Here is a 15,628-nt window from a genome sequence, read left to right as displayed (position 1 = left end):
CTTTAGTTTCCCGCCTCATATAACACCGGGTCGATGTCCTGAATAAACGGCGTCCATTCCCCAACGCTGAACAGCAGCAGCCGGTGCATGGCACGCGTGCATGCCGTATAAAACAGCTTCCGCTCGTTCTCCCGATGATATGCCTCAGCCGAAGCGTCATACACCAGCACGGCGTCGAATTCGACGCCTTTTGCCAGGTATACAGGGAGGATCAAGGTTCCCTTATCAAAAGTCGGCGTGTTTTTTGTCACCAGCTTCAGCCCCGGGACGCCTTGGGCGGCCAGCCGTTCATAAGCTTCCTTGGCTTCGGCCGCCGTTTTTGTAATGATCCCGATAGAGTCGAGCCCTTCCGCCTGAAGTGCGGCGAGCTGCTTCGTGATTTGCCCGGCCCGTTCTCCGCCTTCGGCAGCTTTATAAAGCTGCGGTTTACCTCCGCTCCGTTCAAACGGAACAATCTCCTTGCCGTCCGGAAGCAGCGACTTGGTGAAGTCCACAATCTCGCGGGTTGACCGGTAGCTGCGCACCAAGCGGATAAGGCGGGTATCCGGCTCTCCATACAGCTGAGTGAGCGGCGATGCTTCGCCGTGCAGCTCCGTCGACTGGGCAAAAATCGCCTGGCCGAAATCGCCGAGCACCGTCATCCGGGCACGGGGGAACATCTTTTTGAGGAACTCGTATTGGAACACCGAATAATCCTGTCCTTCGTCTATAAATACATGCCGGACCTCCGTATTCGTCCGAACGCCCTCAATCAGCTCTTTCAGATACAGATACGGGGTTGCATCTTCATAATACAGCTCCTGCTGTGCAAGCTTTACCTTGGTTTGTCCGCAAATCTCCGGCCACAGCGGCGGAACCTCCGCCCCCTCCGTCATCCGCTTGTAAGCTGCTTCTTCTTGGAACAGCTGCCCATACAGTCCAACCAGATCAATGAACCCCAACCGCTTGATAATCCGCTTCAGCGGTTTGAACTGTTCCTTAACAACAGTCCGTCTAAGCAGCTCTTCCTCCCGTTCGGCATAGTCAAAATCGCCTTCATCCGGTCTGCTCCGGTTGTCCAATCTTTCGCGGACCGCTTCATACTGCTCGGCAAAATCAAAAACACCCCGGTCTTTATGCAGCTGACGGTACGCCTCGACATATTGGTCGTTATCCAGATAATCCAATTCGTCCTGTACCCAAGCGGCTTCCCGCTCTTTGCTCTCCAGCACTTTAAGCTCGCGCAGCAGCCACTCCTGCAGCTGGGCAATGCGGTTATGCAAGCGAATGGACGGGTCATAGCTGTAGAACTTATCCTTCATTTGCTGCGCCGTAATCAAATCCCGATCCCTGAAACGCAGGGGGACAAAACGCATGCCCTCCCGTTCCAGCCACACCGCATAGTTCCGAAGCGCCTGTAGGTAACCTGCCGATGCTTTGAACCGGATCCCTTCCAGCCGGGCTTCGTACCCTGAATCCGATTGCTCCGACAGCACGTATTCGATTTGGTCAAACGGGTCTTCCACACGAAACGCCTTGCCCAGCCAATGGTCCAGGTATTCCTGGAACGTAGTCTGCTGCATGTTCTCTTCGCCAAGCTCGGGAAGAACCGTCGAGACATAGCTGTTAAACATCGGATTCGGCGAAAAAAGCACAATTTGATCGGCCTTCAGCCGCTCCCGGTGCGTATACAGCAGATAGGCCACCCGCTGCAGCGCCGCCGAGGTTTTGCCGCTGCCGGCTGCGCCCTGCACGATGAGCATCCGGCTTTTGTCGTCGCGGATAATGGCGTTTTGTTCCTTTTGAATCGTTGCGACGATGCTTTTCATCTGATTGTCAGCACCCTTGCCAAGCACCTGCTGCAGCAACTCGTCGCCAATCGTGACACTGGTGTCGAAGACATTCAGCAGCTGTCCGCCGCGCGTCTGGTACTGCCGCTTCAGCTGCATCGTCCCGGAGACCGTTCCGCCCGGCGTCTCATATTGGGCTTCACCCGGAGAGTAGTCATAGTACATGCTTGCGATCGGCGTCCGCCAGTCATAAATCAGGAAATTCATCCCGTCCGTATCGACGAAAGAGGAGACACCGATGTAGACCTGCTCGCTGGTTCTTGTGCCTTCCTCTTGAAAATCAATGCGTCCAAAATAAGGAGAGGACTGCAGCCGGTTCAAGTTTTTCCACTGCTGCAAGCGCAGCCTGTGGCTCCGCTCCCGCTCCGACAACAACGCTTCCTGCTGCCGGATGCTGTAGAATGTTTCTTCAAAATCTTCATCTGTGCCGGTATTGACAGTAACCTCCTCCCAAAACTGCCTGCGGAATTCCGTTACCTGACTGTGCAGCCCGCTAACCTCGGGCTCCAGTTCAGCAAGCCTTGACCGCAGCTTTGCCATTACCTCATCCAGCCGGTCCTGCTCCCGCTTCCATTCTTCCGCGTTGATCATCTTCCTGCCCGCACCCCTTTTATTCATTTTTTTTGAGGCAAAAGAAAGTTTGACAAACCCTGATGCCGCGTGGTAAGATTAAAATGTAAATAAAATGATAAATACTTGGTTCGTTATATTGTTGTTGATACGTTCTTCGATCATATAACAAATTTTCTTTGCGTGCAACTAAATACGATAATTTTACCCCCGGGCAAATTTGCCGGGGTTTTTGATTTGCTTTGTGAAGATGAAAGAAACCCCAAGGCGGTAAAATGCCCCGGGGTCTCTCGACAATTTGACAGCAACCAGAGCCAGTTACCGTCTTCTTTTTTATCTCCTTCGGCTGGGATTAATGGCCCGCTGGTTTGGCAGGAACGACAGGGCTGCTATTAGTGATTCTCGCCCGCTTCTTCCGGTTCGCCGAGTAGAGAATAAGCAGCAGAATAAACCACACCGGGGTCAGCAGCAGGGCCGGCCGCGTCTCCTCGGCAAACAGCATAATAATGAGGATGGCTGCAAACAACGCCAACACCACATAATTGATAAACGGCGTAAACGGAGCTTTGAATTTGGATTGCGCCTGCAGCTCGGGTTTCGTTTTCTTGTACCGCACATGGCACACCAGAATAACGCTCCACACCCAGATAAAACAAATCGCACTGATCGTCGTCACGATCCCAAAGGCCTGCCCGGGAATCAGCTTGCTCAGCAGCGCCCCCACCGACACCACTACTGTGGATACAAACAAGGCGTTGCTGGGTACATGGTTTTTGTTCAATTTGGCAAAAGCAGCTGGAGCCTGGTCGTTTTTGCCCAGATTATAAAGAATCCGGCTGGTGGAGAACATCCCGCTGTTGCAGGCGGAAGCCGCCGAAGTCAAGACCACAAAGTTAATGATGCCTGCCGCGATCGGAATCCCGACCAGATTAAAGGTTTTTACAAACGGGCTTTCGGCTGGACTCAATTCCGTCCATGCATTGATGCTCAGCAGAGCAATGATCGCTCCGACGTAGAAAAAGAGAATCCGCAGCGGGATTTTATTGATCGCCGACGGGATGTTTTTTTCGGGATTGGCCGTTTCCGCTGCCGACACCCCCACCAGCTCCACGCCAACAAAGGCAAACACCACCATTTGAAAGGACAGCAGGAACCCGGATACCCCGTTCGGAAACCATCCCCCGTGCTCCCACAGGTTGTTCAGCGTAACCGTCCCCGTATCGGTCTTGAATCCGATCACCAGCAAAACAATGCCGATCGCAATTAACGCGAGAATGGTCACCACCTTGATCAGAGCGAACCAGAATTCCAGTTCTCCGAAGTTTTTAACCGTCAATAAGTTGAGTCCAAGCAAAATAACCAGACAGATGACGGCGGGCACCCACTGCGGAATATCGAACCAGTACTGCACGTATACCCCAACCGCGATCACATCGGCCATGGCCGTCATGATCCAGCAGAACCAGTAGGTCCAGCCCGTTATAAACGCTGCGCGCGGCCCGAGATAATCTTCGGCGATATCCGTAAAGGATTGATAGCCTGCCTTGGACAGCAGCAGTTCCCCCAGCGCCCTCATTACAAAAAACACGGCAATTCCAATAATCAGATATGCAAAAATGATGGACGGCCCTGCCTGCTGAATCGCTTTTCCCGATCCAAGGAACAACCCGGTGCCGATCGTCCCCCCAATCGCGATAAGCTGTACATGCCGGTTCTCCAAATCTCTTTTTAGCTCTTGCGCTGCCACATCAAACTCCCCCTTAAAAATCGGACAATCCCTGATTGTGAAACATTGAACAAAGTTTCCGGAGAATAAAAAAAGAGATTGGATGCGCTCCAATCTCATGGTCATAAGAATAATAAATAAAATCCATCGCACCCCGGCGGCCGCCCGGAAAACGAATAGATTATTTAATACTCTTCTGTCCTTTTGCCTGAGATTATGAACCCTTCGGCGCCGCAAAACGCGGTCTCTCCAGAAGCTGCTCCTGCTATAGTGTGATCCATAGCAATCATAGCTTGTAATCATTTAGTTGTAATCGTGCGATGAAGCTCGCTTAAATATTTTTCAATATTAGTCCCGCTCTGGTATTTTGTCAATAACATTAATTACCACGCCGTGTCAGACCCCGCCGCTCGCCAAAATAATTGGAATAAGGCGTAAACCCGGCCAGCACTTCATCCACCTTGTTCATCCGTTCCTCCAGGCTACCCCGCAGCGTAATGTAAGGAATCCGCCGTTCTTTTAAATCCGCAATAATCTGTTTATGAAAAACATGACGTTTCTGGTCCCCGCTCCGGTCCCAGGTATCGTCGTACGGGATGTCGTCGCCGCACAGGAAAAACAGGTCATACCGCTGCGCATTCTCCAGCGCAATCCGAGTCAGAAGCTCAGGGGCTCTGCCATGATAATCCTGGGCGAACATGTACGTGGTAATCGCATTGGTATCCACAAAAAGATACCGGTTCGCCTGGAGCAGCGCCTGCTCCTCCCGCTCGATATGGCCTACGGCGATTTCATCAAACGCCTCCAGCCCGATCCGGCGGTCCACCTGATGCTCCGTCCAATAATCGCGCCCGTATTCGCTCGCATAAGCCGTATGGTACCGCATCGCCAGTGCTTCCGTAAGCGTGGATTTGCCGGTGGACATTGCGCCCACAAACACCACTTTTGTGATCAGGTCCCGGTAGACGACATCGCTCACATACTGCCGGTACCGGTAAGGATCAGAACGAACCATCGTGGCCGACACCGGCACCCGTTCCCGCGCTTCATCCACCCGCCGGTCCGCCGCCCCAAGCGCAAGACTCATATGCTCGCCGTAGAACTCGCTGGAATAAAAATGCGTCACCTGCTCTCCCTGCAGCAGGCCCAAAATGTACTGCTCCTCCCGGATTTCATGCTCGCGGTCGTCGGAGTATCCGTCCGGGCCGTCCCAAGCCTCGATCACCCGGACCATCGGGTACAGCTTGCGGATCCACCCCGCCCGGATGTGCAGCGGAATAGGGGTTACTGCCGTTTCATAGATGACAACGATCAGCTCGTCAACCTCCTGCAGCGCCGTCTCAATCATAAACTGATGCCCTTTATGCAGCGGAGCGAATTTGCCCAGCGTTAAACCCAGCGTTTTCATGCCGCCACCTCCTTGGCTCCCTTGTTCCAATTGTAATAACCGTACGCGGCGTTAACCAGATAAGCGCTCCACATGACGATCATGAGCAGGCCTTCCCCGCTTCCGTCCAGCATCCGGATCACCCACAGCAGTACCGTGAACAAATTCAGGACAATATAGACCAGCCACTGTTCCTTAAATCTGCGCACCATCAAAAGGGTGGCCACGATGGAGAGCACCGTTGTAATTGCATCGATGTAAGGCGAATTTTGCCCGGGGATGAAGGACAAGCCGAACCCAAGCAGCAGGCAGCCTGCCGCGCAGATGGTACACACAAGCAGCAGCCCTTTCAGATTCATTTGGCGCATGGCCAGTTTGCCGCCCGTCCGGTTATTTTTCCACATGTAGTAGCCGATCACGTTCATCGGAATAAAAAACAGCAGGTTCAGCAGCACTTCGCCAAACAACCCGTTAATGTATGCCAAATAGGCATATCCAACGGTATTGTACATGCCAAATACATAACTCATCAGATTGCCTTTTGCCGCAAGCACTACACACAGCACCCCGGTGATAAAGACCGTAAATCCGAATAACGAATCCTTGGAAACCACCGTAAACCCTACGGCTATGGCGGTAAACACAACCAGCCAAACGATTTCAAACAGGTTCCAGCCGCCCCATGCTTTTTTCATTTTTGTCCCCTCCGCTTTCTTTGCAGTTGCGCTTTATAAAATCCACTCACACTTATTGTTGTTTTGATAATAACATATTGTTAATAACAAAGAAAGCATAAATTTCTGTTTGACCCGCCCGGCCGATAGTCCGGTTTATGGCTGGATTGGGGACCTGCCCATACAGATCAAAAAAGCAGAAAAAAAGTACCCATAGCCGGGCACTTGAGACAATGCCTTTGGGCTATGGGCACTTATTGCTTTTCTATTCCGGAAAGATACCCGGCGTCCCCGTCTGCGGAATGACAAAGGACCATTGGGCATCCCTATACTGATGGTCAACTACAAGGCGTTTAATTGTCAGCTGCTTGGGCATCTTTTTCAGTCCATGGATAACAAAGGCGCCATCATCAAGCGTATACAACCCCGATCGGCTAGTTGAGATCCCCCCGCCATAATACACGGAATACTCCTTGCCGTTTTCATCAGCAGCAACCCAGGTACCCGTGCTAATGTCATTACTGATCGTACCGCCTAGCGGAATTCTCGCGTAACCAGTGTCATCGATCTCCAGCCCTTTGAATAAAAGCTTATCCCCTGTGTCTTCGAATTTAACGGGCCGTTCGGCCGATATTTTGGCGGGATCAAAGGTAACCGCTGCTTCACACTTTTCCCGGATCGAGTAATTATCCAGTACAAACCGGATTTTTTGCTTGTCATAGGCAAAATCATCAAATTGAAATGCCCACCGCATCGTTCCGCTCCAACGATCCAGCTCAGAGCGGAGCGTGGTGTCATACATACCGCTGATTGGTGTAGCGCAGCATCAGAACCAGCCGGTAGTGCTCAGGCAGCGCATCCAGCAGGCGGTCAAGTTCGGAACGCAGTTCCTTTTGCAGCAGTCTGGATTCCGGGGTTTCGTGTTCATATCCCTCTTCCTGAAATAGGTTGGGTATTTTCCGGCGGCCCCGGTCTCTCTGCAAATTGACGGCAATGGTATAGATCCAACCCGCAAAGCTTTGAGCAGGGTTATGTGACGCCAGTTTGCGGTAGGCTTTGATGAAGGTCTCCTGGGTAAGGTCCTGAGCGTCCCCATCAGAAGATCCCATTCTACGGAACAATCCGTACAGCTTATCTTGATAACGCCGAACGATGTCCGCATAAGCCTGCTTGTTACCATTTAGCACGGCTTCTATGACGGAATGATCGTCTGTCCGTTCCACGGGTCCTCTCTCCTCTTACGGTCACTTGGTGATACACTACTAAGACCCCTTGTCCGTACTTTTTCTCTCACTGGCTAGGGAAACTTTTAGTTGTGCCCCTGGCTTTGCATGCAAAAAGACGACAGCCCATGAGGAGAGAACATATCCCGGCTGCCGTCTATAATTAAACTAATGTTTGTCAGTCAAAATGGCGGACCAGCGCCAGCGCCTCTTCATGGTCCGGCTCAAGCTCCAACAATTGGCGCAGATACTTCTCCGCCTCTTCGATCTCCTCTAACTCAAAACAGCAGATAGCCAGACAATAAAAGACAGTGGATACGACCTCTCCCTGCTCCTCCGCCACTGCTATCTCCAAATAACGCTTGGAGGATTCGTAACGGTCCATCTCAAACAGGATCAGACCGGCATCCAGCGCCAAATTATAACGCTGCTCCATGACATAATACGAAGCCCACATCCGCTCGATGCCACTGCTCAGATCCTGATGCTCGTCATCGCTTGCCTCCGGCAGCAAACGGGAGATTTGCCTGGCGGACTGGATAAAAAACTCCGCATCATACCCGCCCAAACGCCAAAAACTTAAAATCTGCTGCATTCCCATGCCCTCCAGCTGACGGTCCACCCAGCTTTTTAGGCTAAAAAACTCATCCGGACCAAAACGTTCGATACTCCGGCGGTAAGCTAATCTTAAGTTTGGATACTGCACGGGATGTTCCACGTGCAAAATGCAGCCAACATTGATATTGCTGTAGTGATGCGGAGGAAACAGCACCTCGGCTCCTTTTTCCTCAAAATACTGTTGAATTGCATGGTAATTGGCCGTCAAAGAGAAGCTCCCGTGAAAAATCAATTCCGGCGGCTCCGCAAACTTCCATTGATCCAGCAAATGATCCCCTTTGTCTGCTGTGATTAACACGAATCCCGCCCGGGTCAGCCGGTTTAAGCGTTCCAGGCAGGTTAGTCCCGCCGCAGGAAACAAAATATGCGAGTCCTCCAGATGCTCCTGGTACGCCGCAATCACCCTGCGGTAAGGATAAGACTCCTCTTCATATTCCGGCGCTCTACGATACGTATACTGTAAAGTGGTTTGATTCAACCGCTCCGAAGCTTTAAGCGAATCCGCATGCGCGGGGGATTCGATATAGACATCAGCTTCATGAATATGGCCTTCGCTGACATAAATCAACTCCTGCGGGATCCCGTCAAAAAAGTAATTGGCAATCAGGAGTACGGGCTGCTGCAAATCGCCCTCCCGAATCGCGGCTCCGGAGACGAGAAGGCTCAGTTCTGTATCATGGACGGCGTCAAACCGTGCGAAATCGAGTATTCCCTCAGCAATAAAGGATTGCAGAGCCGGGTGATCCCGCCAGGCCAAAACATTGCTCATTGCCAAATCGGTCATGATGTACCGAATTTCAGGCAGCGTCACACCCGCTCCCGCGTATTCTTTTAACTGCCGCAGTTCATGCAGCACGTGATAAGCGAGCCGTCCGGCCCCCGCTCCAAGCTCAACGATATACACAGGCTCCGAATGGAATCCTTTAACCGCCCGGTCCTGCAAAAACCCGAAAATCATCTCGGCATAAGCGGCCCCAATCATGGGGTTGCTCGTAATGTACTGCGGAACTTGGTCATTCCTCCAGGCTCTCAGCCCTTCCTGCTCATAATATTCACGCTGGAGCTCCCATATAGGCGCTTCACTGAAACGGTAACGCTGTTTATTCGTATCTGTCATTGTTTTAACCCTGCTCTTTCGAAAGGCGACTTATTGGGGACTGGTGGTGGCTCCATCCCCCTTACCTATTCAAGCACAAAATACGGGGAATACCAAATGAAATAACCTTCCCGCCTAATTTCCCGGTTGTTGCTGCGCCATAGTTCAGCCGCGTGTCGCCGATATCCGCCGGTTTGCTCAATCCACCGGAGTCTCCACAGTCGTGTTGTATACTTTTCTGTAATGGATTCCTTCAATCCGCAGAACCTCTGGCTGACCGCTAGAGTCGAACAGCAGCGTGCGTTCCTTCAGAACCCGGCCATTTGGCTGTTCCGTTTCCTTTTGGCCTACAGATGTTATACTTGAACACAAATCTAAAATCCCGGCAACGGAGGAGATTATGGAATTCATCCAAAAACGGCTGGTTCATTATGGCGCAGATCCGGTGATGGCCGTATACCTCGCGCATATTTTTTCGATACTTGGTATCGCCGCATTGGCCATACTGGCTCACTTTATCGCCGCAAAAATTGTTTTGAGGCTGCTCACCAAGTCCATTTCCAGCAATAAATACAAATGGGGCCATACGATATTGGAGCGAAGGGTTTTTCACAAGCTCTCGCATTTTGTGCCCGCGATCATTATTTATTATTTCTCTTCCGCCTTTCCCGGCTACCGGGAGCTGATCTCAAAAGCGGTTATGACTTATATGATTGTAGTTGGGATACTTGTGATCGATGCGTTTTTGAATGCAGTGAATGACATCTACCGAACTTATGAAATCTCCAAAGCAAAGCCCATCAGGGGCTACATCCAGGTAATCAAAATTTTTATGTATGTCATCGGTGGCATCCTCATCATTGCGAATCTGATCGAAAAAAGCCCTCTGCTGCTCCTAAGCGGTATCGGGGCGCTGTCCGCAGTGATTATGCTTGTCTTTAAAGACTCCTTATTAGGACTCGTAGCAGGCGTGCAGTTAACCTCCAACGATATGGTGCGGGTCGGCGACTGGATTGAGATGCCCAAATATGGGGCGGACGGAGACATTATCGACATCTCGCTGAACACGGTGAAGGTTCAAAACTGGGATAAAACGATCACCACCATCCCGAGCTATGCCCTGATCTCAGATTCCTTCAAAAATTGGAGGGGAATGCAAAATGCCGGCGGCCGGCGGATCAAGCGGTCTTTGTTTATCGACACCGGCAGCATCACTTTTTGCACGGAGGAGATGATCGAACAGTTTAAGCAAATTCGTCATCTGGCGGACTATATCAAGGATAAGGAAAAAGAAATTGAAGCGTACAATCAAGAATTTCATATGGACCGGTCGAGCAAAGTGAACGGAAGGGCGCTGACCAACATCGGTGTATTCAGGATTTACGTCCAACATTACCTCCAGAGCCACCCCCAGATCCATCAAGACATGACGATTATGGTGAGACAATTGGCTCCGGGAGAGACCGGACTGCCGCTTGAGATTTATGCGTTCACCAACGATATCCGCTGGACGGAATATGAGCGAATCCAGTCGGATATCTTCGACCATGTCCTCTCTGTTGCGCCGGAGTTCGGGCTTCGCATCTTCCAGAATCCTAGCGGCAATGACGTTAAAAGTCTCCTGGCACCGCAGCCTGATACCCGGGCACTTCAGCATTCTTAACACCGCACACGAAAACCCCTGCAGGAGTATGCAGGGGTTTTCTATATCTGCGATTGCCATTACGGACTATTACCGGATGGCTTCTGGATGGCTTCCGGATGGCTTCCGGATTACTGCCGCATTACTGCCAGATTTCTTCGGCAATCTCCTTGATAAAAGCCAGCTTGCGCCACTGCTGCTCTTCGGTCAGATGGTTGCCTTCTTCCGTGGAGGCGAAGCCGCACTGCGGGCTCAGGCAGATCCGGTCCAGATCGACATACTGCTGCGCTTCTTCAATCCGCTTCAGGATATCTTCTTTGTTCTCCAGCTCGCCGAACTTGGAAGAGAACAGTCCCAGCACCACCTGCTGGTTGTCCTTCAGGAAACGCAGCGGCTTGAAGTCGCCCGCACGCTCGGTGTCAAACTCCAGGTAATAGCCGGAGTAGTTGTCGATGCCAAGCAGTGTTTGTACGATGGGTTCATAACCGCCGCCCACTCCCGCATAAGTCGAAACATAGTTGCCGCGGCAGACATGCGTCGTAACGACCAGGTCACCCGGCAGATCGGAGACGACTTCGGCGTTCAGCCGGGCCAGTTCATTTGCATATTCAGCAACATTTACGCCGGCCTGCTCCATGATGGCCATAAACTGCTTGTCGCAGAGCGCTCCCCATGTGCAATCGTCGAACTGAAGACTGCGGCAGCCCGCTTCGTAAAAGGCCTGTACCGCCGCCTTGTAGGCCTTGGCGATGTCCGCAAGCAGCTCTTCCCGGTCAGGATAAATCGCCTGTGTGCTTTCTTTGTTTTCCGCCCGGTCCAACTCGAACAGGAACTGCGCCGCAGCGGGTACCGATTGACGGGCAACAACGTTCTCTCCCGCCGCTTCTTTCAAGAATGTATAATGTGCGGCAAAAGGGTGGCTGCTGAAGCTTATTTTTCCGGTCAGCCGTGCGGTTTCAGGTCTGGATTCCGCACCGTTAAACTGATAGCCCTGATCGATGATTGTCCGTTCTACGCCATCAAATCCCCAAAAGAAGTCCAGATGCCACCAGGAGCGGCGGAATTCGCCGTCGGTTACCGCCTGCAGGCCCACTTCTTTTTGTTTCTGCACGAGTTTTATAATTTCGGTGTCCTCCACCTCGCGCAGCTGCTCAGCATTAATTTCGCCGTTCTTGAACTGCAGCCGGGCTTCCTTCAATGGGGCGGGGCGAAGAAAACTGCCGACAATATCATATCGAAATGGAGTCACGGTCCGTTGTTTCGGTTGTTGGGTTTGTATGCTCATTAGGTTCGTCTCCTCGCAAAATTATTTTTAGTTACTATAGCATACGCTGCCGGTTATATGGTTCTACGAAAGAGCTATGGTTAGTTATAGGCAGCGGCTATAGCAATAAAGGACTAATAAACCCGGTCTCCTATTACAGTCAACTAAACCGGCTTGACCTGGCCTAAAACCTCATGGTAGTATTCAAACATACGACTCACAAGCAAGGAGGTAGACATGGAAATTGAAATGCTGAGGAAAATCGGATTATCCGATTTGGAGGCACGGTGTTACCTGACTTTACTGGAGGAAACGGATCTTTCCGGTTATGAAGTGGCTAAGCGGGTATCGGTGTCCCGAACGAATGTCTATGCTGCGCTGCGGTCATTAACCGATAAAGGTGCCTGCCGTGTGATTGAAGGCGAACCTCTACGGTACAATGCCGTACCTGCCGACCAACTGATTAAGCTGCTGCAGGATGGCTTTACGCAAACGGCGAAGCAGCTTCTAGCTGTGTTGAACACAAGACCGCGGAAGACGCCGGCTTTTTTCAACTGGCAGGGAAATCAACAGCTGGAAACGGCTCTACAGCGGGTCATTGCCATCGCGGAGCATTCGCTTGTTGTCGATATTTGGGCAGAGGATTTTCATATCGTTGAGGGACCGCTGCTGGAGGCAGAACGCCGGGGCGTCAAAGTCACGGTCGTGATGATCGGCCAAAGCCCCACACCGCTCAAACATATTATAGAGCACCAACGGAACGGGGAATGGACGGCCGAACGATCGCGGAAGTTCTCTGTTTTGTGCGATTCGCAAACCTCTATGATCGGCAGCTTCGGCGGCGATATCAAGGCTGCGGCGGTGGAAACGGACCATCCTGCCGTAAGCGAGCTGCTGCGCAATGCCTTCTACCACGATGCCGTCATGACAAGGATTGAGCAGGATTTTCCTGACCAACTTCGGGCCCGATACGGAGAGCATTACCAATCTATCCTTGAAACCGTGCTGGAATCCTCGGGTCTTAAGCGTTAACCGGCAGTATCAATGCTGCCGCTTTTTTTCTGTAATATTTATAGTAGTATTCTAAAATACCCCTTAAAAGGAGCGATCGATTATGAATCAAAATGACTTGGATTTTTGTGAATCCCTTATTCGAACAGCCGGTGCTGCCCTGCATTCCCAATGCGCCGGACGGACTCAACCTCCGGCAACAAAAGAGGCTGTATTTATAACTTTCCAAGAAGCGAATGATCAAATCGAAACCCTATTGAAGGAGGCGCTGCTACAACGTTTCCCCGCCATCCGCTGGTCATCGTCCGAATTCAGACCCGATCAGCAGCAGCAGCCGGAGTTCGACGGGCTTTATTGGATTTGCGACGCTATTGATGGAGCCCTCCATTTTCTGCAGGGATTTGGGTTTTATTCGCTTTCCCTGTGCTTGATTCAGGACGGAAAACCCGTCCTTGCTTTTATCTATGATCCTGAACGTGACGAATTATTTTATGCGCAGGAGGGTGTGGGCGCCTTTATGAACGGAAAGCGAATCTCACCTGCCGCAAAAACAGCACTAAGCGATGCTTACATCGCCACCTCTCCCCCCTCCTTCCCCGCGGATGAGCCGGAAACCACAGCATATGCCATTCAGTCTGCTCATGCGGTCATGATGAAATCTTTTGCTGTAAAAATGCTGGGTTCCGTTAAACTGCAGCTCGCTTACGTTGCTTGCGGAAGGCTGGACGGTTATTGGGAGTTTGCCAGCGGATACGGCGATTATTATGACTGGCTGCCCGGAGCTTTTATCGTTCAAGAAGCTGGAGGAGTGGTTACGGACACAGAAGGCCGCCCGTTTACATGGGGAACACGCGGCGTGTTAGCCGCAAATGCCTCCCTCCAGCCCCATTTGGCACAAGAGTTATCCGTTATTAGAAACAAGAAATAACAAGACAAAAACCAAGAGCGCCACCAATATGGTGTGCGCTCTTGATAACAGTAAGGTCACCCTTGCGTAGACAGTTCTTTGATTTCTCAATTCTATTTTGCCCTACTTGTTCCCAGCCTTGTTAAGGATATTCTGCACCTGCGTATTGATAGACTGGAGGGCCTTTTCTTGATTTTTTTTATTATTGATTACTTGTTTGATTTCACCCTGCACGATATTTGAATACTGTATATCAAATGACATTCCTAATGGGTTCTGATAAGCTGGAGAATCCAGATTAGGTTTCAATTTGTAAAAGGCATCCAGACGGTAGCCTTTGTACTCCTTGCTATAATCCATGCGGGACAGGGCATAGTCGCCCAACTTGCCCGACTGAGACTTTGCAAATTCCACTCCATTGTAGAATTTTATGAAATCCCATGCGAGTTCCTTATTTGTTGAACCCGTTGGAATAGTCATAATCGCCGGGATCAGAATGTTTCTGGTTGTTTTTTTATTTTTTGGATCAGCAGGACCTGCGGCTATTCCAACTTTGAAAGGCTTGAAGTTTGGTAGCGCGGATTTATCCGCGGTAATATCCCTTAGGGTATCGGTACCCGATGCGGCAACCAGCATAGCCGATCTGCCCATAATAAACGAATTATTGGAATAACCGCTTGTATTTGTCCCCTCAATAGTGCCGGACTTTATGGCGGACACAGCCATGGCAAATGTTTTTTTCCATGGGGCGGTGTTCATTGCAGCCTTCAGATTATCCGGATCATAACGGGTTAGCCCTTCTGAATCTGCGATATTATTCAATAAGTAAACGTATTTATCAAGCGGGTAATCAAGCCCCCAAACCCGGGTATCCTTGCTCCCTTTGGTTGGAAACTTCGCGGCTAGCTTCAAAATCTCCTCCCAGGTCATTCCATCATGGGGCAGAGCAACCCCGTATTTCTTGAACAAATCCACATTGTAGTAAATGGCCTGCGTATTGAAGGTTGGACTTAATCCGTACAGCTTACCGTTGTTTTTAAGAGCCTCGAGCAGGCCGGGGTAAATGGAGGTTGTGTCGTATTGATCACGCTGAATCAACTGCCCCAAATCCACTAACTGATTGCCTTTGGCAAGCTGCTTGTATTCCGCCGTATTCAGCATCACAACATCGGGAGTTTGCTTGGCGATAAAATCGGTTAACCTCGTTTTGCCATCCCAGTATACTTCCTTGATCTCCGCATTGGGATATTGCTTTTTAAACAAAGATTCGTCAAACAGGTATTTCTCCTTATACATTACTTTTATAGTTTGTTTCGAAACGGTTTGTTCCCCGGTATTTGCGTGGACTGCGGCACTGCCCGCGAAAACAAATAACATTATACTCAAACTAATCATGGAAATCTTGTGCATCCAATTTGCTTTCAAAATAGGCCGTTCCTTTCTCAAGGGAGTTTGAAGTGATGGGCGCCTAACCTGACAACGACACAATCTTGGTTCTTTTAAAACCAATATATTTCTAAGCGGACCAAGCATCACCCCAATTGTTATGTAATGGTTGTTATATGTTATACGGAACCATTTCCCAGTATATTGCGTGCAAAATTATACCGCCATGCAGTTACCTTACACTTTTCTTACAGCAGGCATAAGGTTATGTTCGGTCTGCTGCACCTTCTGCTCT

The 15,628-nt window shown here is 50.7% G+C and carries 12 protein-coding genes and 1 riboswitch; of the genes, 3 read left to right on the top strand and 9 right to left on the bottom strand.

Annotated elements, in window-relative coordinates:
- Positions 1-2 precede the first annotated feature (2 nt).
- The 7 genes from helD to ACE6ED_RS07605 form a co-directional block, all read right to left on the bottom strand.
- Complete coding sequence (gene helD / locus ACE6ED_RS07635) at positions 3-2,420, bottom strand: RNA polymerase recycling motor HelD (protein ID WP_410826502.1); 2,418 nt, start codon at positions 2,418-2,420, stop codon at positions 3-5.
- A 331-nt stretch (positions 2,421-2,751) separates the two neighbouring features.
- Positions 2,752-4,146, bottom strand: a complete 1,395-nt coding sequence (locus tag ACE6ED_RS07630) for an amino acid permease (RefSeq protein WP_410826501.1) — start codon at positions 4,144-4,146, stop codon at positions 2,752-2,754.
- A gap of 165 nt (positions 4,147-4,311) precedes the next feature.
- A riboswitch (glycine riboswitch) is annotated at positions 4,312-4,388 on the bottom strand.
- A 116-nt stretch (positions 4,389-4,504) separates the two neighbouring features.
- On the bottom strand, positions 4,505-5,533 hold the full coding sequence (locus tag ACE6ED_RS07625; protein ID WP_410826500.1) for an AAA family ATPase: 1,029 nt from the start codon (positions 5,531-5,533) through the stop codon (positions 4,505-4,507).
- A complete protein-coding gene (gene pnuC / locus ACE6ED_RS07620) occupies positions 5,530-6,207 on the bottom strand; it encodes a nicotinamide riboside transporter PnuC (RefSeq protein WP_410826499.1) in 678 nt (225 codons plus the stop codon). Before pnuC ends, ACE6ED_RS07625 begins: the two co-directional genes overlap by 4 nt.
- Before the next feature lie 244 nt (positions 6,208-6,451).
- Entirely contained in the window at positions 6,452-6,940 is a 489-nt protein-coding gene (locus ACE6ED_RS07615; protein ID WP_410826498.1) for a hypothetical protein, read from the bottom strand.
- Positions 6,941-6,980: 40 nt separating this feature from the next.
- Positions 6,981-7,409 (bottom strand): RNA polymerase sigma factor, encoded by a 429-nt coding sequence (locus tag ACE6ED_RS07610; RefSeq protein ID WP_410826497.1) that lies wholly within the window; start codon positions 7,407-7,409, stop codon positions 6,981-6,983.
- A gap of 178 nt (positions 7,410-7,587) precedes the next feature.
- A complete protein-coding gene (locus ACE6ED_RS07605) occupies positions 7,588-9,144 on the bottom strand; it encodes an SAM-dependent methyltransferase (protein WP_410826496.1) in 1,557 nt (518 codons plus the stop codon).
- Positions 9,145-9,523: 379 nt separating this feature from the next.
- Between ACE6ED_RS07605 and ACE6ED_RS07600 the strand changes: the two genes are divergently transcribed.
- Entirely contained in the window at positions 9,524-10,786 is a 1,263-nt protein-coding gene (locus tag ACE6ED_RS07600; protein ID WP_410826495.1) for a mechanosensitive ion channel family protein, read from the top strand.
- A gap of 121 nt (positions 10,787-10,907) precedes the next feature.
- On the opposite strand, the gene ACE6ED_RS07595 is transcribed toward ACE6ED_RS07600, so the two are convergent.
- Positions 10,908-12,050, bottom strand: coding sequence for a 5-methyltetrahydropteroyltriglutamate--homocysteine S-methyltransferase (locus ACE6ED_RS07595; protein ID WP_410826494.1), 1,143 nt, complete (start codon positions 12,048-12,050; stop codon positions 10,908-10,910).
- Between the two features lie 216 nt (positions 12,051-12,266).
- Here ACE6ED_RS07595 and ACE6ED_RS07590 point away from each other — a divergent pair, with 216 nt between their 5' ends.
- On the top strand, positions 12,267-13,061 hold the full coding sequence (locus ACE6ED_RS07590; RefSeq protein WP_410826493.1) for a TrmB family transcriptional regulator: 795 nt from the start codon (positions 12,267-12,269) through the stop codon (positions 13,059-13,061).
- 82 nt (positions 13,062-13,143) lie between these two features.
- Positions 13,144-13,968, top strand: coding sequence for an inositol monophosphatase family protein (locus ACE6ED_RS07585; protein ID WP_410826492.1), 825 nt, complete (start codon positions 13,144-13,146; stop codon positions 13,966-13,968).
- A gap of 102 nt (positions 13,969-14,070) precedes the next feature.
- Here ACE6ED_RS07585 and ACE6ED_RS07580 read toward each other — a convergent pair whose 3' ends face one another.
- Positions 14,071-15,372, bottom strand: coding sequence for an extracellular solute-binding protein (locus ACE6ED_RS07580; RefSeq protein WP_410826491.1), 1,302 nt, complete (start codon positions 15,370-15,372; stop codon positions 14,071-14,073).
- Positions 15,373-15,628: the final 256 nt, after the last annotated feature.

It is taken from the genome of Paenibacillus nanchangensis, assembly GCF_046543445.1.
Taxonomy (GTDB): Bacteria; Bacillota; Bacilli; order Paenibacillales; family Paenibacillaceae; genus Paenibacillus_AQ; species Paenibacillus_AQ nanchangensis.
Note: the sequence above shows the minus strand (reverse complement) of the source record. Positions and strands in the feature narration are given on the sequence as shown.